The 21,738-nt window shown below is 73.5% G+C and carries 16 protein-coding genes and 1 pseudogene; 5 read left to right on the forward strand and 12 right to left on the reverse strand.

Going from position 1 to position 21,738, the window contains the following annotated elements; translation table 11 throughout:
* Positions 1–129: 129 nt before the first annotated feature.
* Positions 130–570 carry an ATP-binding protein gene (locus ABEB06_RS17935; protein WP_345697876.1) on the reverse strand — a complete coding sequence of 147 codons (441 nt, stop codon included), beginning with the start codon at positions 568–570 and terminating at the stop codon, positions 130–132.
* A gap of 182 nt (positions 571–752) precedes the next feature.
* The gene (bldG, locus tag ABEB06_RS17940; RefSeq protein ID WP_345697877.1) at positions 753–1,094 is read right to left on the reverse strand and encodes an anti-sigma factor antagonist BldG; all 342 of its coding nucleotides are present in this window, start codon (positions 1,092–1,094) and stop codon (positions 753–755) included.
* A gap of 223 nt (positions 1,095–1,317) precedes the next feature.
* On the opposite strand from bldG, the gene ABEB06_RS17945 reads away from it, so the two are divergent.
* The gene (locus tag ABEB06_RS17945) at positions 1,318–3,945 is read left to right on the forward strand and encodes a DEAD/DEAH box helicase (protein WP_345697878.1); all 2,628 of its coding nucleotides are present in this window, start codon (positions 1,318–1,320) and stop codon (positions 3,943–3,945) included.
* A gap of 99 nt (positions 3,946–4,044) precedes the next feature.
* Here the strand turns inward: ABEB06_RS17945 and ABEB06_RS17950 are convergent.
* The 7 genes and pseudogenes from ABEB06_RS17950 to ssd all read right to left on the reverse strand — a co-directional run.
* Positions 4,045–4,401 (reverse strand): annotated as a pseudogene (locus tag ABEB06_RS17950) (Rv3654c family TadE-like protein); the annotation flags it as partial.
* Positions 4,401–4,751, reverse strand: coding sequence for a TadE family type IV pilus minor pilin (locus tag ABEB06_RS17955; RefSeq protein WP_345697879.1), 351 nt, complete (start codon positions 4,749–4,751; stop codon positions 4,401–4,403). The pseudogene ABEB06_RS17950 and the gene ABEB06_RS17955, both read right to left, overlap by 1 nt.
* A 139-nt stretch (positions 4,752–4,890) precedes the next feature.
* Positions 4,891–5,139 carry a DUF4244 domain-containing protein gene (locus ABEB06_RS17960; RefSeq protein ID WP_345697880.1) on the reverse strand — a complete coding sequence of 83 codons (249 nt, stop codon included), beginning with the start codon at positions 5,137–5,139 and terminating at the stop codon, positions 4,891–4,893.
* Between the two features lie 47 nt (positions 5,140–5,186).
* Positions 5,187–5,798, reverse strand: coding sequence for a type II secretion system F family protein (locus ABEB06_RS17965; RefSeq protein WP_345697881.1), 612 nt, complete (start codon positions 5,796–5,798; stop codon positions 5,187–5,189).
* Positions 5,799–6,061: 263 nt separating this feature from the next.
* Positions 6,062–7,099 (reverse strand): type II secretion system F family protein, encoded by a 1,038-nt coding sequence (locus ABEB06_RS17970; RefSeq protein ID WP_345697882.1) that lies wholly within the window; start codon positions 7,097–7,099, stop codon positions 6,062–6,064.
* A gap of 418 nt (positions 7,100–7,517) precedes the next feature.
* Positions 7,518–8,834, reverse strand: a complete 1,317-nt coding sequence (locus ABEB06_RS17975; protein WP_345701888.1) for a TadA family conjugal transfer-associated ATPase — start codon at positions 8,832–8,834, stop codon at positions 7,518–7,520.
* A 536-nt stretch (positions 8,835–9,370) separates the two neighbouring features.
* Positions 9,371–10,471: a septum site-determining protein Ssd gene (ssd, locus tag ABEB06_RS17980; RefSeq protein WP_345697883.1), complete on the reverse strand. Its 1,101-nt coding sequence runs from the start codon at positions 10,469–10,471 to the stop codon at positions 9,371–9,373.
* A gap of 595 nt (positions 10,472–11,066) precedes the next feature.
* Here ssd and ABEB06_RS17985 point away from each other — a divergent pair.
* Positions 11,067–11,969, forward strand: a complete 903-nt coding sequence (locus ABEB06_RS17985) for an HAD family hydrolase (protein WP_345697884.1) — start codon at positions 11,067–11,069, stop codon at positions 11,967–11,969.
* A gap of 363 nt (positions 11,970–12,332) precedes the next feature.
* Here ABEB06_RS17985 and ABEB06_RS17990 read toward each other — a convergent pair whose 3' ends face one another.
* Positions 12,333–13,247: a Fic family protein gene (locus tag ABEB06_RS17990; RefSeq protein WP_345697885.1), complete on the reverse strand. Its 915-nt coding sequence runs from the start codon at positions 13,245–13,247 to the stop codon at positions 12,333–12,335.
* Between the two features lie 162 nt (positions 13,248–13,409).
* Here ABEB06_RS17990 and ABEB06_RS17995 point away from each other — a divergent pair, with 162 nt between their 5' ends.
* Positions 13,410–14,396: an ATP-binding protein gene (locus tag ABEB06_RS17995; RefSeq protein WP_345697886.1), complete on the forward strand. Its 987-nt coding sequence runs from the start codon at positions 13,410–13,412 to the stop codon at positions 14,394–14,396.
* Positions 14,397–14,740: 344 nt separating this feature from the next.
* Positions 14,741–17,095, forward strand: a complete 2,355-nt coding sequence (locus ABEB06_RS18000) for a SulP family inorganic anion transporter (RefSeq protein ID WP_345697887.1) — start codon at positions 14,741–14,743, stop codon at positions 17,093–17,095.
* Positions 17,096–17,212: 117 nt separating this feature from the next.
* Here ABEB06_RS18000 and ABEB06_RS18005 read toward each other — a convergent pair whose 3' ends face one another.
* On the reverse strand, positions 17,213–17,677 hold the full coding sequence (locus tag ABEB06_RS18005; protein ID WP_345697888.1) for a hypothetical protein: 465 nt from the start codon (positions 17,675–17,677) through the stop codon (positions 17,213–17,215).
* A gap of 333 nt (positions 17,678–18,010) precedes the next feature.
* Between ABEB06_RS18005 and acs the strand changes: the two genes are divergently transcribed.
* A complete protein-coding gene (gene acs / locus ABEB06_RS18010; RefSeq protein ID WP_425559640.1) occupies positions 18,011–19,990 on the forward strand; it encodes an acetate--CoA ligase in 1,980 nt (659 codons plus the stop codon).
* 92 nt (positions 19,991–20,082) lie between these two features.
* Here the strand turns inward: acs and ABEB06_RS18015 are convergent, their stop codons facing one another.
* Positions 20,083–21,489 (reverse strand): serine hydrolase domain-containing protein, encoded by a 1,407-nt coding sequence (locus tag ABEB06_RS18015; protein WP_345697890.1) that lies wholly within the window; start codon positions 21,487–21,489, stop codon positions 20,083–20,085.
* Between the last annotated feature and the right edge of the window lie 249 nt (positions 21,490–21,738).

Raw genomic sequence — 21,738 nt, forward strand, 5'->3', positions numbered from 1 at the left:
CTTCCGTACCTCTCGAACCGAATCCGGTCGCGCCGAGAGCAGGGAACCGCCATATTCAACAATTTGTCAACCGGCAGGGGGTGGTCAACCCGGGAGTGTCGGCCCCGCCGGCGTCCGGTTCGGAGGGACTCAGACCTCGACGGTGGCCGTCGACACCGGCCAGCTCATCCGGATCACGCCGCCGTCGGAACCCTTGCCGACCTCGACGTCCTCCACCAGCCCGGTGATCACCGCGAGCCCGAGCTCGTCGTCACCGCTGTCGCCGCCCCCGGCAGTGCCGCCGGCGCCGACAGCCGATACGCCGTCGGACCCGCCCCGAAGGCCGGCCTCGTCCTCGACCTCGATGAGGAAACGCTTCTCCTGCTCGATCAGCGCCACCCGGACAGCGCCGTCCGAACCACTGCGCCGGTGCAGACCGACCGCACGGGAACACGCCTCGCCCACGGCGAGCCGCACCTCGTCGAGCACCGACTCGTCCACCCCGGCGCGTCTGGCCACCGCGGCAGCCACCAGCCGGGCGGTGCGCACGTGCTCGGGAAGCGCGCTGAATCGAAGTTCGACGGTTGCCATCTCTCCCCCTCCGGGGTTGCTCCCAGCCCGGCCCGGGAGTGGCGGCTCAGCGCGGACTCCTCGGGCGGCGAGGGCGATGCCTGGCCGTCCGCCCGGCGGGGCGCACGAAGCAACCCCGCCGGACGCACGGCGAGTCAGGACGCGATCGAGCGATCGCGCGGTACGCGATCAGGCGATCGCGGTCAGTCGGTCGCCGCGACGGCCTCGTCCACCGAGTTGTGGATCGGGAACACCTTGGTCAGACCGGTGATCCGGAAGATCTTCAGGATGCACTCCTGGTTGCAGACCAGGCGCAGCGAACCCTCGTGCGCACGCACCCGCTTCAGGCCGCCAACCAGGACGCCCAGACCGGTCGAGTCGAGGAAGTCAACGCCCTCCATGTCGACAACCAGGTGGTAATTGCCCTCGTTGACGAGCTCAACAAGCTGCTCGCGCAGCTTGGGGGCGGTGTACACATCGATCTCGCCGCCAACCTCGACGACCGTGCGATCACCGACTGTACGGGTCGACAGGGACAGGTCCACGGAACCTCCAGCACCTTGCCTTGCTACGTCATTGCGATCATCGGCCAGGCGGCCGCCACCGCGCTGGTCGCAGTGCCTGGGCGCGGCAAACCGGCAGGTCGGAGGCCCCAGCAATGCGACCCTCGGCCATGCGGCCGTCACGGGCTCATTCAACCACCTGCGACCATGCCCGCACGATGGCTTAGGGCGATTCTCCGTCACGCCGGTGACACACTGGGTCCTCATGCCACCCCGTCACCAACCGCCCGAGGCCTTGCTCGAGACCCTGTCCACCGAGCGCGGACGGTCCGACCGCCTCACCCATACGGAGCATCTGCCCGCCCGGGAGGCCCGCTACGCGCCTTGGCCGACGGCAATCCGGACCGAGATCGTCGCGGCCGCCGCAGGGCTCGGGGTCGGGCTGCCGTGGGCGCACCAGGCCGAGGCGATGGATCTGGCCAAAAACGGACAAAGTGTGGTGATTGCCACAGGGACCGCCTCGGGCAAGTCGCTCGGCTACCTGGCCCCGGTGCTGAGCGACCTCCTGGACGGGACCGAGGCGCCCAACGGGCGGGGCGCGACCGCGCTGTACCTGGCGCCGACCAAGGCGCTCGCCGCCGACCAGCGCCGACGGGCCGCCGAACTCGTCCCGCCCCGGGTCCGGGTCGCCCTGTACGACGGCGACACCCCGCCGGAGGAACGCGAGTGGGTCCGCCAGTACGCCTCGTACGTGCTGACCAACCCGGACATGCTGCACCGGGGGATCCTGCCCGCCCATCCACGCTGGTCCACCTTCCTGAAGGCGCTGAAGTACGTCGTCGTGGACGAGTGCCACAGCTACCGGGGGGTCTTCGGCTCGCACGTCGCCCAGGTATTGCGTCGCCTGCGCCGGCTCGCCGCCCGCTACGGCGCGTCGCCCACCTTCCTGCTCGCCTCGGCCACCACGGCCGAGCCCGCCGTCACCGCCCGTCGGCTGACCGGCGTGCCCGCGACCGCCGTCACCGACGACGCCTCCCCGCGCGGGCCGATGGTCTTCGCCCTCTGGGAGCCGCCGCTCACCGAGAACGTCGGCGAGCACGGCGCCCCGGTCCGGCGCACGGCCACCGCCGAGGCCGGGTACCTGCTCACCGACCTGGTCGGGGCCGGCACCCGCACCGTGGTCTTCGTCCGGTCCCGCCGGGCCGCCGAACTGGTCGCCCTCCAGGCGCAGGACCAGCTCGGCTCCCCGCTCGCCGCCCGGGTCGCCGCGTACCGGGGCGGCTATCTGGCCGAGGAACGCCGCGCCCTGGAGCGCGAGCTCCACTCCGGGCGACTGCTGGGGCTCGCCTCCACCTCCGCCCTCGAACTCGGCGTGGACGTCTCCGGCCTGGACGCCGTCCTGCTGGCCGGGTACCCCGGCACCCGGGCGTCGCTGTGGCAGCAGGCCGGCCGGGCCGGCCGCGAGGCCCAAGGCGCCCTCGCCGTCCTGATCGCCCGGGACGACCCGCTGGACACCTACCTGGTCCACCACCCCGAGGCGCTGTTCGCCAACCCGGTCGAGGCCACCGTGCTGGACCCGGACAACCCGCACGTCCTCGCCCCACACCTGTGCGCCGCCGCCGCGGAGCTCCCGCTCACCGACTCCGACCTCGAGCTCTTCGGCCCGTCCACCGCCCAGCTGCTGCCGGTGCTGGAGCGGCGCGGCCTGCTGCGCCGCCGACCGGACGGCTCCTGGTACTGGACCCGCCGCGAACGCGCCGCGGACCGCGTCGACCTGCGGGGCAGCGGCGGCAGCCCGGTGCAGATCGTCGAGGCGGACACCGGACGGCTGCTCGGCACCGTCGACGCCGCGGCCTCCCACACCACGGTGCACACCGGCGCCGTCCACCTCCATCAGGGCCGCACCTACCTGGTCCGCGACCTCGACCTGGACGCGTCGGTCGCCCTGGTCGCCCTCGCAGACCCGCCGTACACCACCTCCGCCCGGGACATCACCTCGATCTCCGTCCTCTCCACCGACACCACCGAGGAGTGGGGCGAGGCCACGCTCAGCTTCGGCTCGGTGGAGGTGGTCAACCAGGTCGTCGGGTACCTCCGGAAACGGATCGCGACCGGCGAGATCCTCGGCGAGAGCAAGCTCGACCTGCCACCCCGGACCCTGCGTACCCGGGCCGTCTGGTGGTCCGTCACCGAGGACCAACTGCTCGACGCCGACATCCCGCTCGACCTGCTCCCCGGTGCCGCCCACGCCGCCGAGCACGCCTTGATCGGCCTGCTTCCGCTCTTCGCCACCTGCGACCGCTGGGACATCGGCGGTGTGTCCGTTCCCCTCCACCCGGACACAGGCTTGCCCACGGTCTTCGTGTACGACGGCCACTCGGGCGGTGCGGGCTTCGCCGAGCGGGGCTTCCGCCGCGCGGTGGAGTGGCTCACCGCGACCCGCGACGCGATCAGCGCCTGCGAGTGCGAGCGGGGCTGCCCGTCCTGCGTCCAGTCGCCCAAGTGCGGCAACGGGAACGACCCGCTCGACAAGGCCGCGGCCGTACGGCTGCTCGACATCCTGCTCGCCGGTGCTCCGCGCCCGCAGGGGCCACCGAGCGGGGCGAAGGCCCGGAACGGGCAGGACACGGGCGCGAACGACGCTCCGGACGAGGATCACGCGCGGGACGCGGGCGACGCTCCGGACCCCAGCGATGCTCGGGGCGGGAGCGACGATCCGGACCGCAGCGGAACTCGGGGCGGGAGCGACGATCCGGACCGCAGTGGGGCTCCGGACCGCAGCGGGGATGCCGTCGGCACCGGCGAATCCGGCGGGGCCGGCGCTGCCCCCGCAGCCCCTGGTACCGATGCAGGGCCCGCAGCGCCGGACCCTGCGGGTCCGGGCACCGGCTGATCGACGCCCGGCCGGCTGCCGGCCCAGCGGCGTGGGGGCATCGGCGGCGCCGACCGCAGCGAGGTCGTCGGTGCCCCAGCTCCACACCGGACCGGCGCGGGAGCGGGCCTCGGCCGGGCCGACGGGCACGGGCAGCCCGTCGATCGGGATCCGGACGACCACCTCCACCATGTCCGCTCCCGGCACGGGCATGCACGAGACCAGGTCGGCCCGCTGCTCGCGGACCAGCGCGGCGGCCCGTGAGCAGCCACCGTCCGGGTCCAGCAGCAGCCGGTCGGCCGCCGCCAGGGCGGCCAGGTCGGCGACGGCCTCAGCCCGGTGCCGTGCAGCGACGATCGTGCCCAGCATCAGGCTCACCAGGAACACCAGGCAGCCCAACATCCCGAGCGCCACCAGCCAGATCGTCGCCGAACCGCGGTCGGCCGCCTGGCCGTCCCACCTCTGCCGCATCCCCATCACCCCACCTCCGACGCCTCGGCGCCGACGACGTCCTCCCGGGCTGCCACCGCCGAGGCACTGAGTCGGACCGACAAGGCCGTCCCGAGCCGCCCCGGCCCCGGGCAGGGCGCCTCGACCGTCACCCGGACCGTCTCGGCCGCCTGCTCGACCCGGACCTCCGCCCCGGCCGGGGCGGCGGCCAGCGCCACGGACACCGCGTCCGTGTCGCCGCGGGCCGCCGCACGCGCCCCCACCCGGGCGGCGTCCACGCACCGGATCTGGGCCGCCGCGGCCACGATCGCCCAGATCAACATCGCGGCCAACAGCACCAGGGCCGGAAGCGCCACCGCGGTCTCCGCAGTGACCATTCCCGCGTCCCGCCGACCGCCGCTCCACCGCCAGCGCCCGGCGGGACGCCGGCGGGCGGAGCGGCGGGCGGAGCGGCGGGCGGCGCCTTGGCCGGCGAGGCCGTGACGGACCGGGCAGCGACGGGAACCCGCCGACCGCTCAGACCGCATGGAGCGCCCGGTCGAGCAGCTCGGACACGGCACCCGAGACCGTCCCGCTGGTCACCACGCGGTACAGCACGGCGGCGAACGCGCACGCCGCGACCGTGCCGATGGCGTACTCCGCGGTGGTCATCCCGGCATCCCGGCCGCTCCCCCGCCATCGTGCCGTTCTGGCACCCAACCAGCGACGACTGTGACGCAGGAGGACACGGACCGGACCTGCCTCAGAACTCCGGACGGGAACCATGGCACACCAACTCCTCAGGCAATGCGGATGCGGATTCGGGGGTGGTACTAGATGCGGTGGGCGAAGCCGCTGGTCAGCCCCATCACCACCGGTGCGACTCCGACCAGGACGAAGGCCGGGAGGAAGCAGAGACCCAGTGGTGCGGTCGCGAGCACTCCGGCCCGGCGCACCCGGGCGTGGGCCGCCCGGACGGCCGTCGCCCGCTGCGCCTGGGCCAGCCCTGCCAGCGCGGCTGCCGGTGGGGCGCCGCTGAGGGTGGTCCGGACGAGGCACTGGGCAAGCGGGCCGAGCGGCGGACAGCCGACCGCCATTTCTTCCCAGCAACTCTCCGGCGCAGCGCCGAGCGAGAGTTGGGCGGCCGCAGCGGCGAGCCGATCCCGCATCGGGGGTTCGACGCTCTCCGCCACCGCTGCGGCCGCGAGTGCCGGGGCGGAGCAGGAGCCGAGGCAGGCGGCCAGCAGATCGGCCGTCAGGGGGAGCTGTCGTACCAGCAGTTCGTGTTCCTCGGCCGCACGCCGTGCCGCCGGTGAGCGCAGTCTCGGCACGAGTCGGCGGGCCCCGAGGCCGACCAGTAGGCCGACGGCCGCCCCGGTCACCCCACCGACCACCGCCATCACGCCAAGGGCGACCAGCCAGGGCAGGCACTGCTCCGGCGACAACCATCGAGGCCGCCGCGGACGCCACCGGCTCCCGCGAGGTGACCTCCCCCGCGCCGACAGGCACCCGGGCACCCGGCGCCGGACCTCCCGCCGCCGTGCCGCGCGAAGTGCCCCGGACGTGGCGCCCGCGACCAGGGCCAGCCCACCGAGCGCCGCCGCCCGGCCGGCCGACGGAGCTCCCCCGGTCAACGCCGCTCCACCGACCGGCCCCAGGCCGCCGACCAGTTCCAGTCCGCCGGCCAGCACCGGCGGCCCCGTCAGCATCACGTCCACGCCGCCCTCCCCGCACTCCCGCTCCGTCCGTGCACCGGCCGCCGCCACCAGGGCGACGCACGGCCTGCCCGACTGCGCCCGTCCGTCCGCCCGGTCGCCGGCGGCCGGGCCCCGAGCAGCACATCCGCACGCACTCCGACCCGTCGGCGGACGGGCTGGCGCCCGCCGCTCGACAACCCGCTGCCGTCTGCGGTGCGCACCCGGGACAGGCCGCACCCGACGGCATCGGTCCCTCTCCGCGACGGCGAGACCGACATCTCGGCCCGCCCACGGTCCCGGTCCCGGTCACAGTCCCCGTTCCGGTCCCCGCCCCGGTCCCGAGTCGGCAGCGGCGTCGGCGGGGCCTCCGCCGCCCGCACGATCCGGGCCGTCCACACCAGCCCGGCCGCCTCGAACAGCACCCCGCCCGTGAGGCAGAGCAGCCCGGCGGGCGTGTGCAGCAGGATGCGGACCGGTCCGGCACCGAGTGCCGCGCCGAGGCACATCCCGATCACGGGCAGGGCCGCGAGCACCGCAGTGGTCGTCCGCGGCCCGGCGAGCTCTCCGCAGATCTCCTCGGTCAACGCGCGCTCGACTCGCAGGGCTTCGGCGACCTGTTCAAGACCCACCGCGAGACCACTGCCGCTCTCCGCGCTGACCTGCCAGCAGGCGGCGAGCGCGGCGGCGCCGCGTCCACCCGGGCGCTCGGCCACCAGGCGCAGCGCTGCAGGGACGTCACCGCCGTAGCGACCGGCCGCGAGCCGTGCGGCCGGCTCCCGGCCGAGCGTCCGCACCAGGGACGGCCCGGCCCGGGACGTGACCGTGTGCAGGGCCTGCTCGGGTGTGGCGCCGCTCCGCAGTTCGGCCGCGAGCCCGGCGCAGAGGTCGATCACCGCGGCGGCACGACGCCTCGCCTCCGCAGCCCGCCGCCGTCCCCGAACGAACCGGTGCAACGGGAACACCGCCAGCGCGGCTCCCAGGACCGGCACCGGAGAGTCCGCCCATCGGGCCAGCAGCAGCCCGACGGGCAGCAGCAGGAGCTCCGGCACCAGCCACACCGGCCGGAGCCCAGTCGGCCACCTCCGCACCTGCCGGAGCAGCCGGCCACCGGGCCCCGCGGCGCCGAACCACCAGGCACCGGACGGCGCCGCACCCGAGCCGTCGCCCGGCGCTTTGCCCGACGACCCACCAGGCCCCACGCCCGACACCGCGACAGGCCCCCCGCTCGGTGCCGCGAGGATGCCTCCCGTCCCGATCAACGTCCGTGCTCTGCGGGCCCGGCTCCAACGCGGCCACAGGGCCGCGCCGCATCCCGCCGCCGCGGCGGCGACCGGTGGCAGCCACGGCTCGCCCAACACCGGCACCCAGGTCATCGGAACCCCCTGACCGCTGCCTGGAGCAGCCACCACGCACCGGCACAGACCCCGCACAGGACCAGCGCCCAGACCAGCTCCACCTGTCGTCCCGTCACTGCCCGCCCCCTCCGTCCGCCGTCGTCGGCACTCCCGCCCCGGTCCTCGCCGGAGCCGGGAGGCCGGCGGGAGGAGCCAGCTCGACGCCACGTTCGGCGCAGGCCCCGCGCAGTCGGTCCCATCCCGGCCCGATCTGGCAGCCGCCGTCCGCCGGGAAGGCGACCGCCTCGGTCGTACGGGCGAGGCCGTGCCGCGCCTCGTCGAGGACGTGGAGCGCCGCGACCCGGCGAAGACCGGTGGCGGGGTCGCGGACGAGGTGAATCACCACGTCGAGCGCTGCTCTGAGTTGGCTGTGCAGCGAGACGCGGTCGAGCCCGGCGAGCGAGCCGAGCGCCTCCAGCCGGGCCGGAACGTCCGCGGCGGTATTGGCGTGAACCGTGCCGCAGCCGCCCTCGTGGCCGGTGTTGAGTGCTGCCAGCAGGTCGACCACCTCGGCGCCTCTGACCTCGCCCACCACCAACCGGTCGGGCCGCATCCGCAGCGCCTGGCGGACCAGGTCCCGCAGGGTGAGCTCGCCGAGCGACTCCTGGTTCGGCGGGCGGCTCTGCAGGCGCACCACGTGCGGGTGGTCCGGCCGGAGTTCGGCGGAGTCCTCGGCGAGGACGATCCGCTCGTCGTGCGGAACGAGCCCGAGCAGGGCGGCGAGGAGAGTGGTCTTCCCGGTGCCCGTACCGCCGGAGATCAGCAGCGAGAGCCTGGCGCGGAGGATGCCGCCGAGCAGCTCGGCGCCGTCCTCGGGGAGTGATCCACCGGCCACCAGCTCGGCCAGGGTGAAGGGTTGCGAGCGGCTGGTCCGCAGCGAGATGTGGGTGCAGCCGGCGGCGATCGGCGGGAGGACGGCGTGCAGCCGGGTGCCGTCCGGGAGCCGGGCGTCCACCCACGGTCGGGCGTCGTCCAGCCGTCGACCCGCGGCGGTGGCGAGCCGATGGGCGAGGCGGCGGACGGCCGCCGCGTCGGGGAAGCGGATCCCCGATGCCCGTTGCAGGCCGCCGCCGCGGTCCACCCAGATCTCGTCCGGCCCGTTCACCAGGACGTCGGTGACGCCGGGCTCGGCGAGCAGCGGATCGAGCGGACCTGCGCCGACCAGCTCGGCCCGGAGCGTCCGGACCGCGTCGAGGACGTCTCCGCCACCGAGCGGTGGTCGGGCCGCGCGCAGAGCGGCCGCGACCGACTCGTCGGTGGGTGGCGCGCCGGCCTCGGCCAGCCGCAGCCGGACTGCGTCGACCAGGGCGGCGGCGCGATCGGCGGGCTCTCCCGTCCCGAGGTGGCGGGCCGCGGGCCGCCGGGGCTCGGCTTCCGCTCCGACGACCATCAGGCCGGCCGGGCGGCGCTGCGGCGCACCCCCGCCCGCTGTGCCCACGCCGGTACCCGCGCGGCCCGTCCGGATCGGCCGGGCGGTCGGGGTGTCGGAGGCGGCTCCGGCCCGGCCTTCCGGCGCCGGCCCGATCACGAGCGTGCTCGCGCCATAGCCGGAGTCGGCACCGGCACCGGCACCGGCACGGGGCGCGGCCTCGGTGCCGGCCGGGCACGCGACGGTGGCACCGGGTGCGGCGCCCGCCGGCGCCTCGACCGGGACACCCGCGCCGTCCGCGTCCGTCGTCGGTCCGGTGGAACCGGCCCGCACCGCAGGCGCGCCGCGTGCGGCGCCGTCCTCGGTGCTGCCGGCGGTGCCGCCCGGTCCGGTGGGCGGGACTCCGGTCGGGCGCCCGTCGGGCGGCCCTGAGCCCGCGCCCGGGTGGGTGCCGGGCCGGGCGCGCGAGACCAGGACCCGACGGTTCGATCGGGTGGCGGCCCGGTGGATGTTGCGCAGGTCTCCCCTGCGCAGGCGTTCGGTCACAGCACCCCTCCTCACGCCACCGGCACCGGCGGCATGGCTTCGGTCAGGAATCCGTCGCAGAAGCGGGCCAGCGGCCCACGCCCGCGGATGCCGGGCGGGGATCCGCGCTCGGCGTCGACGGTGATGCCGGGTTCGGGGAGCAGCTCGCCGGCCAGCCTGAGGCGCAGCCCGCGAGCGATCTCGCGTCCGGTCAGTCCGGCCGGGCCCGGCACCCGGACCACCGCCCGCAGGTCGGTGAGCCGCATCCGGGCCATCGCGGCGACCCGGTCGGCGGCGGCCACCGCCCGGAGCTCGGCCGGGACCACCAGCAGCCCGGTGTCGGCTTGCTCCAGCGCCTGTGCGGCGGCCGGGTCGAGGTGCCGAGGCACGTCGAGGACGACCAGGCCGCCGCGCCGCCGGGCGGCCGCCAGGACGCTCTGCATGGCTTCGGGCGGGATCGCCAGGGTGTCCGAGCGGTCCCACGAGAGCGCGGAGAGCCGATGCAGTTCGGGCAGGGCCTTGGCCAGCTCGGCGCCGCTGACCCGGCCTCGGGAACCGGCCAGGTCGGGCCAGCGGAGGCCGCCGGCCTGCTCTCCACCGAGCAGCACGTCGAGCCCGCCCCCGAGTGGGTCGGCGTCGATCAGCATGGTCCGGTGGCCGGCTCTGGCGCCGGTGACGGCGAGGGCGCAGGCGAGGGTGGAGGCCCCCGCGCCGCCCCGGCCGCCGAGTACGGCGACGGTGAGCGCGGCGGGGCCCACTCCCTCGGTCGCGTCGGCGATCCGGTCCAGCAGCCAGGACTGTGCGTCCGGCAGGAAGAGCACGTGCTCGGCGCCGAGTTGGACGGCCCGGACCCAGATCTCACCGTCGTCGAGGTCGAGGCCGAGCAGGAGCACCCCGGGTCTGCGGGCGAGGCCGGAGCAGAGTTGCGCCTGGTCGTCGCCGACCAGCACCAGCGGTGCGGCCTCCCAGATCCGTCTGGGCGGGGGCTCGCCGTGGAACAGGTGGGGCTCCGCGCCGGCGGCGGCGCAGAGCCGGGCGAGTTGCTCGGCCAGCAGCGGATCCGCGGTGACGATGAGCGGCCCGCGGGGGGCGGGCGGCTCCGCGGCGTGGGGATCGGTGGTGGGCGTCGACATGGCTGTCTCCCCGGAAGGGTTCGGTCCGACAGGACGTCAGCCCGGCTCGGACCGTTCGGCGGCCGGGGCGACGCGTGGACCACGGTCCGGCACGCGGGGAGTCCCGTCAGCCCCCTCCCGAATCCCTGTGGACAAGGCGGGGCTGTGGATAACGAATGTCACTCGGACGGGGGGAGGATCCGATCTCCATTGACGATCGCGGGGGCGCTCGACGCCGTCCCGGCATTAGCGGGAGCCCGCATCACGAAGAATCGGAACAGCATGCGAATTGACTACCGAGAGTGAACGATCAGTCCCGGTCGGATGCACCGCTCGAGCGTCGGGAGATCGTCGAGGAAGGGCCGGAGCGATCTCGTTCGCAGACGCAAGACCCCTGGGAAATGGCCCCGGACATGCGACGACCCCCGCCGGGGGGGAGAGCGGGGGTCGTCTATCCACGGCCCGACTCGGGGGGGAGGAGCCGGACCGGGTTAGCACGGTCGCGAACGATCCGTGACTTCCATGGTGTACCCGAGCGGCCAGAAACACAAACCCGCACGCCTGCGAGTACGCCGAATGGCGGGGTGATTTGTGCCGCCCTCTATCCTCGGTTCCCGTGGACACCACCGAGAACGCCGACACCGCCGGACCGGGCCCCGACGCTGCCGACGGGACCGCCTCCGAGCCCGCAGCCGCCGCGCCGCACCGCCCGTACGGGGCGCCGCGCACCGCGGCCTTCTTCGACCTCGACAAGACGATCATCGCCAAGTCGAGCGCGCTGGCCTTCAGCCGGCCCTTCTACCAAGGCGGCCTGATCAACCGTCGGGCGGTGCTGAAGAGTGCCTACGCCCAGTTCGTCTTCCTGGTGGGTGGCGCGGACCACGACCAGATGGAGAAGATGCGGGCCTACCTCTCGGCCCTCACCCGCGGCTGGAACGTGCAGCAGGTGCGCGAGATCGTCGCCGAGACCCTGCACGGCATGATCGATCCGATCATCTACGAGGAAGCCGCCTCCCTGATCGAGCAGCACCACGCCGCCGGGCGCGACGTGGTGATCGTCAGCAGCTCCGGCTCCGAGGTGGTCGAGCCGATCGGCCGCCTGCTCGGCGCGGACCACGTCATTGCGACCCGACTGCAGATCGCGGACGGGCGGTACACCGGCGAGATCGAATACTACGCCTACGCGGAGAACAAGGCAGCCGCGATCCGCGAGCTGGCCGCGGCCGAAGGGTACGACCTGGCCAACTGCTATGCCTACAGCGACTCCTCGACCGACCTGCCGATGCTGGAGGCGGTGGGCCATCCGTCCGCCGTCAACCCCGACCGGGCACTGCGCAAGGAGGCGACGGCCCGCGAGTGGCCGGTGCTGGTCTTCAGCCGGCCGGTCGAACTGCAGCGCCGGCTACCGGAGTTCCGCGCCCCCAGCAACACCGTTCTCACCGCGGTGGCGGTCGGCGCGGCGGTGCTCACCGCCGGACTGCTCTGGTACGGCGCCAAGCGGCGGCGCTCGGCGGCCTGAACGGGCGACAGCGGCAGGTTCGCCAAATCGGACAAATGACAAAAGCTTCCCGTTTCGGGTTCCACTTTCGCCCAAACCGCGATAGAAATGACTTACGGCCCGCGCGACCCGGTCAGGACCCTACGGGGTCGTTCCGACAACGCAGTTCAGGCCCACGGACCGATGTACAGATGGCTGAGCACCCACATGCAGCCGACCCGCTGTCGGGCCGCCGCACCAGGTGAACGGGCAGGATCCCCGCCTGATGGGCACATTCCGGTGCATGCTTGGTAACTCGGCACCTGTACCAGCGGCGGCGCCCGGCACGATGAGGCGCCGCCGCAACCCTGTTCGCAAGCAGGGGTCCCGAAGGCCTGGCAGGGCTCAGACCATGCCGCGCTGCATCGCCTCGCACACCGCGGTGCTCTCCCGGACGCCGAGCCGCAGCGCCTGCCCGCAGTGCGTGATCCAGCGTGCCACGCCCTCCGGGGTGCCGCTCAGGTAGCCGTTGAGCGCCTCGCGGTAGGCGGCCGTGCCGAGCTCGGCGAGACCGACCTCGGCCGGGCAGATCGCCTTCGGGTCGAGGCCCTCCGCGATCAGCACGATCCTCTGCGCGGCCCGCGCGACCAGCCCGTTGCATCGGCCGAACGGGCGAAGGGCGAGCAGTTCTCCGTGCACGATCGCCGCGACCACGAGCGCAGGGGCACCCCCGGTGGGCCGCTCGGCCCGCTCGACCAGGAGCTTCGCCAGCTGGTCCAGCCGCGCCGCGGCCTCGTCGGCGGACGGCGCCGGTGGCAGCTCCGCCTCCATCGCGCCCACGGGCTCGCCCTCGCCGTGCGCGTCATCGTGCGCGTCCGCGCTCTCGGTGGCCTTCAGTGCGATCGGGAAGAGCTCCTCGGCCGTCTCCGCGCCCTGCCGCGGCCGACCGGCCGCGGGGTCGGCGTCGCCCAGGGCGAGCAGGTGCAGCCGGGCGAGCACCTGCAGCGGCGAGGTCCGCCAGACGCTGAGCAGCTGACCGGCCTCGGCGGAGATCCGCAGCGCGGCCCCGACCGTTCGGGCCTCGGGGTCGGCGCCGAAGTCGGTGCGTCGACGGACCTCCTCCAGCGGCCAGTCCGCGCCGTCCAGCGCGGCCGAGGCGCGGGCTCCGCGCAGCGCGGACTCCGAGGTCACCTCGCCGGCTCGGCGGCGCATCACGCGGTGCCCGTACAGGCGGTCGACGGCCTTGCGCACCTCGGCGACGGCCTCGGGCACCCCGGGCAGCTCGGCCAGCGGGGCGAGGGGATCAGTTCCAGTGCTCACCTACCCGAGGGTAATGACCCCCCCTCCCGGGACCGGTACAGCAACCCCGGCATCACCCGTTCGAGGCAATCCGCAGTTCCCCCATGTGCGATGCGCCAAACCACCGCTAGCATGACGACTAGTCGGTGACGATAACGATTTCCAATAGGGCCGGAGACTCAGATGAAGATCGCCTTCGTCGGCAAGGGCGGCAGCGGCAAGACCACCCTGTCCGCGCTGTTCATCCGCCACCTGGCAGCGGCCGGCAGCCCGGTGATCGCCGTCGATGCCGACATCAACCAACACCTCGGGCCGGCGCTCGGCCTGACGGACGAACAGGCCGCCGCACTCCCCTCGCTCGGCTCCCACCTGCCGCAGATCAAGGAGCACCTGCGCGGCACCAACCCGCTGATCCGCTCGGCCGAGGAGATGATCAAGACCACTCCGCCGGGCCGCGGTTCACGCCTGCTGCGGATCGTCGAGGAGAACCCGGTGTACGCCGCGTGCGCCCGGCCGATCGCACTGGACGAGGGCTCGGTGCGACTGCTGGCCACCGGCGCCTTCACCGAGGAGGACCTCGGGGTCGCCTGCTACCACTCCAAGGTCGGCGCGGTCGAGCTGCTGCTGAACCACCTGGTGGACGGCCCGGAGGAGTACTTCGTCACCGACATGACCGCCGGATCGGACTCCTTCGCCTCCGGGCTCTTCACCCGCTTCGACCTGACCTTCCTGGTCGCGGAGCCGACCCGCAAGGGCGTCTCCGTCTACCGCCAGTACAAGGAGTACGCCCAGGACTTCGGCGTCCGACTGCGCGTGGTGGGCAACAAGGTGCAGGGTCCGGACGACCTCGCGTTCCTGCGCCGCGAGGTGGGGGACGACCTGCTCACCACGTTCGGCCACTCCGACTGGGTGCGCCGCCTGGAACGCGGCGACGAGCCGGCGCTGCGGACGCTGGAGCCCGCGAACCGCACCGTGCTGGAGCAGCTGAAGGCCGAAGCCGATGCCGCCCACCGGATGCGCGACCCGCGCCGCTACACCGAGCAGGCGGTCCACTTCCACCTGCGGAACGCCGAGAGCTGGGGCAACGCCAAGATCGGGATCGACCTCGCGACCCAGGTGGACGCCGACTTCGTCCTCGGCGCCCAGCAGGCCGAGGCCGCCGGCGTCTGAGCGGATCCCGCGCAGCGCCGAAGGGTCGGCGGCCCCCGTCCGGGGCCGCCGACCCTTCGGCGCATCCGGGCCGACCTGCGCCTTTGCACATTGTTCCCGACTGGTTCGACCACCACCCGAAGTGGTGAATCCCGGGCTCCGCACTTCCGTTCGGAACTCACGCTGTGCAAAGGTTCCATTACTCTCGGTTTACCAACTCTTTGATGGTCATGGGCCGCCGCGGACAACCGCCGCCCGTGCCCAGCGCCATCCCGCCACACCGTCGCGACCCACGACAGCCGATCCGACTCCGAGCACCACCTCCGGACCTGACTGCGTTCGTTCCCCCGGAAGACGGGAAGACCATGACCCTCGATCTCTCCAGCGCACCCATTCCGTCGGACACCACCGACCACGCGCCGCCGCCCACCCGGCCGGGCCGGGCGGGCACCCAGCTCCTGCACGATCTGCCCGCCTCGGTGGCGGTGTTCCTGATCGCCGTCCCCTTCGCGCTCGGCATCGCCCTCGCGACCGGCGCTCCACCCACCGCCGGGCTGGTCGCGGCCGCCGTCGGCGGACTGGTTGCCGGGCTGCTCGGCGGCACCCCGCTCCAGGTGAGCGGTCCCTCGGCGGCGCTCACCGTGATCGTCGCCGGCATCATCGCCCAGTTCGGCTGGCGCACGGCCTGCGCAGTCACCGTCGCCGCCGGGCTGGTCCAGCTGCTCCTCGGCTCCCTGCGCGTCGCCCGGGCCGCACTCGCCGTGTCTCCCGCGATCGTGCACGGCATGCTCGCCGGCGTCGGTCTGACCATCGCAATCGCCCAGCTCCACGTCGTCCTCGGTGGTTCCCCGCAGAGCTCGGCCCTGGCCAATCTGATCGCTCTGCCCGGGCAGTTGGCCGGCCCGCACCCACCCGCGCTGGCGGTCGGCGCGCTGGCCGTCGCGGTGCTCTACGGCTGGCCCCGGCTCGGGCGACTGCCCGGCAAGGCCGGACGGGTCGGCGCCACCCTCAGCCGGCTGCCCGCCGCCCTCGTCGCAGTCGCCCTCGCCACCGGCCTGTCGATGACCGCCGGTCTCCGGCTGGCCCGGATCAACCTGCCCGACTGGGCCGGCCACCAGCCCGCCGCCCTACCGGACGGCGCAATGCTGGCGGCCCACTGGCCGACGCTGCTCGGCCTGGTCCTGACGGTCACCGCCGTCGCCGGGGTGGAGTCACTGCTCTCATCGGTCGCCGTCGACCGGATGACCCACCGGTCCAGTGACCTCGACCGCGAGCTGCGCGCACAGGGCGCGTCCAACATGCTCTCCGGCCTGCTCGGCGGCCTCCCGGTGGCGGGCGGTGCGGTTCGCAGCACCGCCAACATCCGGGCCGGAGCGGCCACCCGGATGTCCGCCGTGCTGCACGGCTGCTGGGTGCTGCTGGCAGCGGTGGCGCTGACCGGCGGGCTGCGCCGGATCCCGCTGGCGGCGCTGGCCGCGCTGGTGCTGGTGGTCGGCGTCCAGATGGTGAGCCTGGCGCACATCCGCCGGGTCCACCGGCACCGCGAGTTCCCGGTGTACCTGGTCACGGTGCTCGGCGTGGTGTTGCTCGGCGTGCCCCTCGGGGTGGCCCTGGGCGGCACGGTGGCGGTGCTGCTGGCGCTGTACCGGCTGACCAGGGCACATGTGGATGTGCTGACCGAGTCCGACGGCGGGTACACCGTCCGCACCCACGGGCCGCTGACCTTCGCCGCCGTCCCGAAGCTCAGCCGGGCGCTCGGCCGGATCCCGTCCGGCGTGCGGGTGACGGTCTGCCACGACGGTTCCTTCCTCGACCACGCGGCCTACGAGGCACTGCACTCCTGGCGGTCCAGCCATCAGGGCGCCGGCGGGCTGGTGTCGATGGTGACGGAGCGCCAGAGCGGCGAGGTGCTCGATCCGGACGGCACGCTCCGCGCGGGCAGCTCCCCCGGCCTCCACCGCTGCCGGGCCTGGACGCCCTGGGTCGGCCACCACTGCATCGAGCAGGGCGAATCAGATCCGCACGGCCGCCTGCTGGACGGCGTACGCGGCTTCCAGCAGCACACCGCACCACTGATCCGCCAGGAGCTGGCCCGGCTGGCCCGGGACGGGCAGACCCCGTCGCAGCTCTTCCTGACCTGCGCCGACTCGCGCATGGTGACCAGCATGATCACCAACAGCGGTCCCGGTGACCTGTTCACCGTCCGCAACGTGGGCAATCTGGTCCCCGCCCCGCACGAGCCCGGCGCGGCCGACGACTCGGTGGCCGCGGCGGTCCAGTACGCGGTGGAGGTCCTGGAGGTCGGCAGCATCACAGTGTGCGGCCACTCGGGCTGCGGCGCCATGAAGGCGCTGCTCGACGGAGTCCACGAGCAGGCCGGTCCTCCCACCCCGCTGGCCCGCTGGCTGCGCAACGGTCGCGGTTCACTGGACCGGCTGCGTCGTGCGCCGGCCGAGTTCGAGGGGCGGCCGGTCGTCGACACGGCGGAGCAGCTGTGCCTGACCAATGTGGTCCAGCAGCTCGACCAACTGTTGGCCAACCCGTCCGTCGGGCGACGGGTGGCGGACGGCACCTTGCGTCTGGTCGGGATGTACTTCGACTTCGCCACCGCCCAGGCCTACGTGCTCGACCAGGCGACCGGCCGGTTCGTCCCCGTCTCGGCACACCCCGGCCAGCCCGACCGCGGCGACGACCTGGAGGTCCAGGGGCTGGCAGCCTGACAGCAGCCACCAAGCACACCGGTACCGGGCGTCACCCCGTTCGGTACCGGCAGCCCGGCAGCCCGCCGATCAGGTGAATCTCTCTGCCTGTCAGAGCAGGCACCGGATGCGCTCCGCTCAGCGCTGGAGGAGGTTGGCGAGGTCTGCGGGGGTGACGTAGCCGGGCCACCGGCCGTCCGAGAAGAGGTGCACGCCGGCGTCCTGGTAGCACTGGTCGACCAGTTGGGAGCAGATCATGTGCCGGGTGTCCGCGACGTAGCGGCGGAGTACCGGTCCGATCGGCAGATGGAGTCGGGCGGCGGCGAGCGCCGCGTAGTCGAGCAAGCTGTAGGGGACGCCGATGTAGCGGCGGGCGGCGGCAACGATCTGATCCCGCTGGCTATCGGTGAGGGGAACGCGGCCGGTCGACCAGAGCACCGGGTGGCCGTCGTAGACGGACAGGGGGCGGAGTTCGGCGCCGCCGGGCTGGGCTTCCACCAGTTCGCCGACGCCGACGTACACGAAGGCGTGCTCGTAGTCGGCGAAGCCGTCGCCGTTGAGCCACTGGCCGATGCGGATCAGGCGCCCCGCGCGGCCACCCATGCGGACGACGGCGAAGTCACCGGGAAGCGGAGGGGACGTGGACGGTGCGGTGGACGATCCGGACATGGCTCTACCCCCGACACAGTACGAAGACAACAGGGAGGGAGGGGCGGATGGGACCGGTTCTGTCAGTCACTGTCAGTGGAGTACTGCTATGTCAGGTCGTCAAGGCTCCGTGCGCGCCCGATTTCTGCCGATTGGCAGGTCCGCGCCCCGATGACAGTGAAAGGTCTACACCAATTCGCCGAAGCCTCTTGTCAACACGGCGCCTCGCCTGGTGAGCTGTGCGCTGGGACACACGGGACAATCCCTCCGCACGGGGTTACCCGGAAGATGAGACTCGATGAGGAGTGCGCGTTGAGCAACGAGAGCCTGGCCAATCTGCTCAAGGAGGAGCGGCGTTTCGCCCCGCCCGCGGAGCTGGCCGCTTCGGCCAACGTCACCGCGGACGCCTACACCCGGGCCTCCGAGGACCGGCTCGCGTTCTGGGCCGAGCAGGCCCGGCGCCTGGACTGGGCCGTGGAGCCCACCGAGACCCTGGACTGGTCCAACCCCCCGTTCGCGAAGTGGTTCGCCGACGGGAAGCTCAACGTCGCCCACAACTGCGTCGACCGCCACGTCGAGGCCGGCCACGGCGACCGCGTCGCCATCCACTTCGAGGGCGAACCCGGCGACAGCCGCACCATCACCTACGCCCAGCTCAAGGACGAGGTCTCCAAGGCCGCCAACGCCCTGACCGCCCTCGGCGTCACCACCGGCGACCGCGTCGCCGTCTACCTCCCCATGATCCCCGAAGCCGTCATCTCGATGCTCGCCTGCGCCCGCATCGGCGCCGCCCACTCCGTGGTCTTCGGCGGCTTCTCCGCCGACGCGGTGGCCTCCCGGATCGCCGACGCCGACGCCAAACTGGTGATCACCGCGGACGGCGGCTACCGCCGCGGCAAGCCCTCCGCGCTCAAGCCCGCCATCGACGAGGCCCTGACCAAGGTCGACGGCGTCCAGAAGGTCCTGGTCGTGCGCCGCACCGGCCAGCAGGTGGCCTGGACCGAGGGCCGCGACGTGTGGTGGCACGAGGCGGTCGACACCCAGAGCCCCGAACACACCGCCCAGGCGCACGACGCCGAGCAGCCGCTGTTCATCCTCTACACCTCCGGCACCACCGGCAAGCCCAAGGGCATCCTGCACACCTCCGGCGGCTACCTCACCCAGGCCGCCTACACCCACCACGCGGTGTTCGACCTGAAGCCGGAGTCGGACGTGTACTGGTGCACCGCCGACATCGGCTGGGTCACCGGCCACTCCTACATCACCTACGGCCCGCTGGCCAACGGCGCGACCCAGGTCATCTACGAGGGCACCCCCGACACCCCCCACCAGGGCCGGTTCTGGGAGATCGTCCAGAAGTACAAGGTCACCATCCTCTACACCGCCCCCACCGCGATCCGCACCTTCATGAAGTGGGGCGACGACATCCCCGCCCGCTTCGACCTGTCCAGCCTGCGGATCCTCGGCTCGGTCGGCGAACCCATCAACCCCGAAGCCTGGATCTGGTACCGCGAGCACATCGGCGCCGGCAAGACCCCGATCGTCGACACCTGGTGGCAGACCGAGACCGGCGCCATGATGATCAGCCCCCTGCCCGGCGTCACCCACACCAAGCCCGGCTCCGCCCAGCGGCCGCTGCCCGGCATCGCCGCCACCGTCGTCGACGACAACGCCGCCGAGGTCCCCGACGGCTCCGGCGGCTACCTCGTCCTCACCGAGCCCTGGCCCTCCATGCTCCGCACCGTCTGGGGCGACGACCAGCGCTACATCGACACCTACTGGTCCCGCTTCGAGGGCAAGTACTTCGCCGGCGACGGCGCCAAGAAGGACCAGGACGGCGACATCTGGCTGCTCGGCCGGGTCGACGACGTCATGCTCGTCTCCGGCCACAACATCTCCACCACCGAGGTCGAGTCCGCGCTGGTCGGCCACCCCGCCGTCGCCGAGTCCGCCGTCGTCGGCGCCACCGATGCCACCACCGGCCAGGCCATCGTCGCGTTCGTCATCCTGCGCGGCACCGCCACCCCCGACGACGACCTCGTCACCGACCTGCGCAACCACGTCGGCAAGACCCTCGGCCCGATCGCCAAGCCCAAGCAGATCAAGATCGTCGCCGAACTCCCCAAGACCCGCTCCGGCAAGATCATGCGCCGCCTGCTCCGCGACATCGCCGAAGGCCGCGAGGTCGGCGACACCACCACCCTCGCCGACTCCACCGTCATGAACCTCATCCAGGCCCAACTCCCCACCACCGACAACAAGAGCTGATCCTCGGGTACCCGGGTCAACCCCGTGGGGCCGGGAGCACGCGGTGCGTGCTCCCGGCCCCACAGCCGTTTCAGCGGCTCAAGCAACGGCGCCTAGACCGCCAGGTCACGCAAGGTGTCGAACGCGGTCTGGGCGAAGCGGCGACGAGCCGTCGGCCCGGTGCGGGCCATCGCGACCAGTCCGACCTGGGCGGTCCGGTTGAAGCCGGCGAAGGCGGCGAAGCCCCCGGTGGAACCGGAGTGGTAGACCACGTCCGTGCCAGCCGCAGCGCTCGCACCACCAGCACCGCTGCCCGGCCCAGACCCGTCCGGCCCAACGTCCGGCTCGACCCCGCCGAGCTCGATCCCGCCGAGCTCGACCCCACCCAGCTCGACCCCGCCGAGCTCAACCCCACCGAGCTCAACCCCACCGAGCTCAACCCCACGCAGCTCGGACGCGTCGACGACGGGCGCGCCGGGTGCCGCCGGGTCCAGGAGGCGACGCTGGTTCCAGGTCAGGCAGATCCCCGCGCCCGAGCGGCGCCGGGTCACGCGGGGCAGGCAGACCTCGCGCAGCGCGGTGCGCAGCGCGGCGGCGGCGCCGGTCTGCTCCGGGATCGGCACGGCGTCCACCGCGAGGTGGGCCTGCAGGTAGCGGAGCATGTCGTCGGCGGTGGAGCGCAGGGCGGCGGCCCCGGGCAGGGCGGGGATCTTGAACGAGGGCAGTCGGCGGCCACGGCGGTAGCCGATGCTGGGTTCGCGTCCGGCGCCGCAGGAGGTGTCGATCAGGCCGAGCGGTTCGCAGACCCGGCTGGCGAGCAGGTCCTCGTAGCGCTGTCCGGCGGCGTGCTCCAGGACCAGGCCGAGCAGTCCGGCGCCAAGGCTGGAGTAGCGGACCTGCGCGCCCGGTGTGCCGCGGACCGGCGTGCGGGGCAGGGCCCGCAGCAGGTGGGCTGCGCTGAAGGTGGCGTACGGGCTGGTGAACCAGCGGGGCACCGCGGACGGAACGAGGCCGACCGGGAGCCGGGGCAGGCCCGAGGTGTGGGTGGCGAGGTGGAGCAGGGTGATCGGTCGCTCGTGCGGGTAGCCGGGCACGGTGCCGGCGGGCAGGTAGCGGTCGATCGGGTCGTCGTAGCTGACCTCGCCGCGGGCGGCCATCTCGGCCAGCAGCAGGGCGGTGAAGGTCTTGGTGACCGAGCCGAGTTCGAAGCGGGTGTCGGCGCGGATCGGGCGTTCACCGGCCCGGTCGGCGTAGCCGCGGCAGGCGACGGTGCGTTCGTTGCCGCGGATCACGGCGACGGCGACCCCGCCTTCGGGTGCGGCGAGGGCGAAGAGCGGGCGCAGGCGGCGGGCGAGTTCGGGCGAGGGGGAGCCGGGTTCGGATAACAGGGGTGGGGCGGTCGTGTCGCCCTCGGCTCCCCTCCGTATGGAGGCGGTGGACTCGGTGGACTCGGCGGAGTGGGCAGACTCGCCGGAGTCGGTGGAATCGGCCGGTACGGCTTCGGCCGGTTGACCGGGCATGGGGGGATCTCCGTCTCGGGAAGCAGGCCACCGGGTGAGTGGCGGTTGCGGTCGACGATAGGAAGCACACCAACCCTCCGCACCCGCTCGAACCCATTCGGGTCAGCGCCCCGCCTCGTGGCCGCACCACGCGACCACGCCACACGACCCGCGCCACACGACCTGCACCACGCGACCACGCCACACGACCCGCGCCACACGACCCGCACCGCGCGAACGCACCACACGACTCAAATCGCCATACCATCG

This window comes from Kitasatospora terrestris (genome assembly GCF_039542905.1).
In the GTDB taxonomy this organism is placed as follows: Bacteria; Actinomycetota; Actinomycetes; order Streptomycetales; family Streptomycetaceae; genus Kitasatospora; species Kitasatospora terrestris.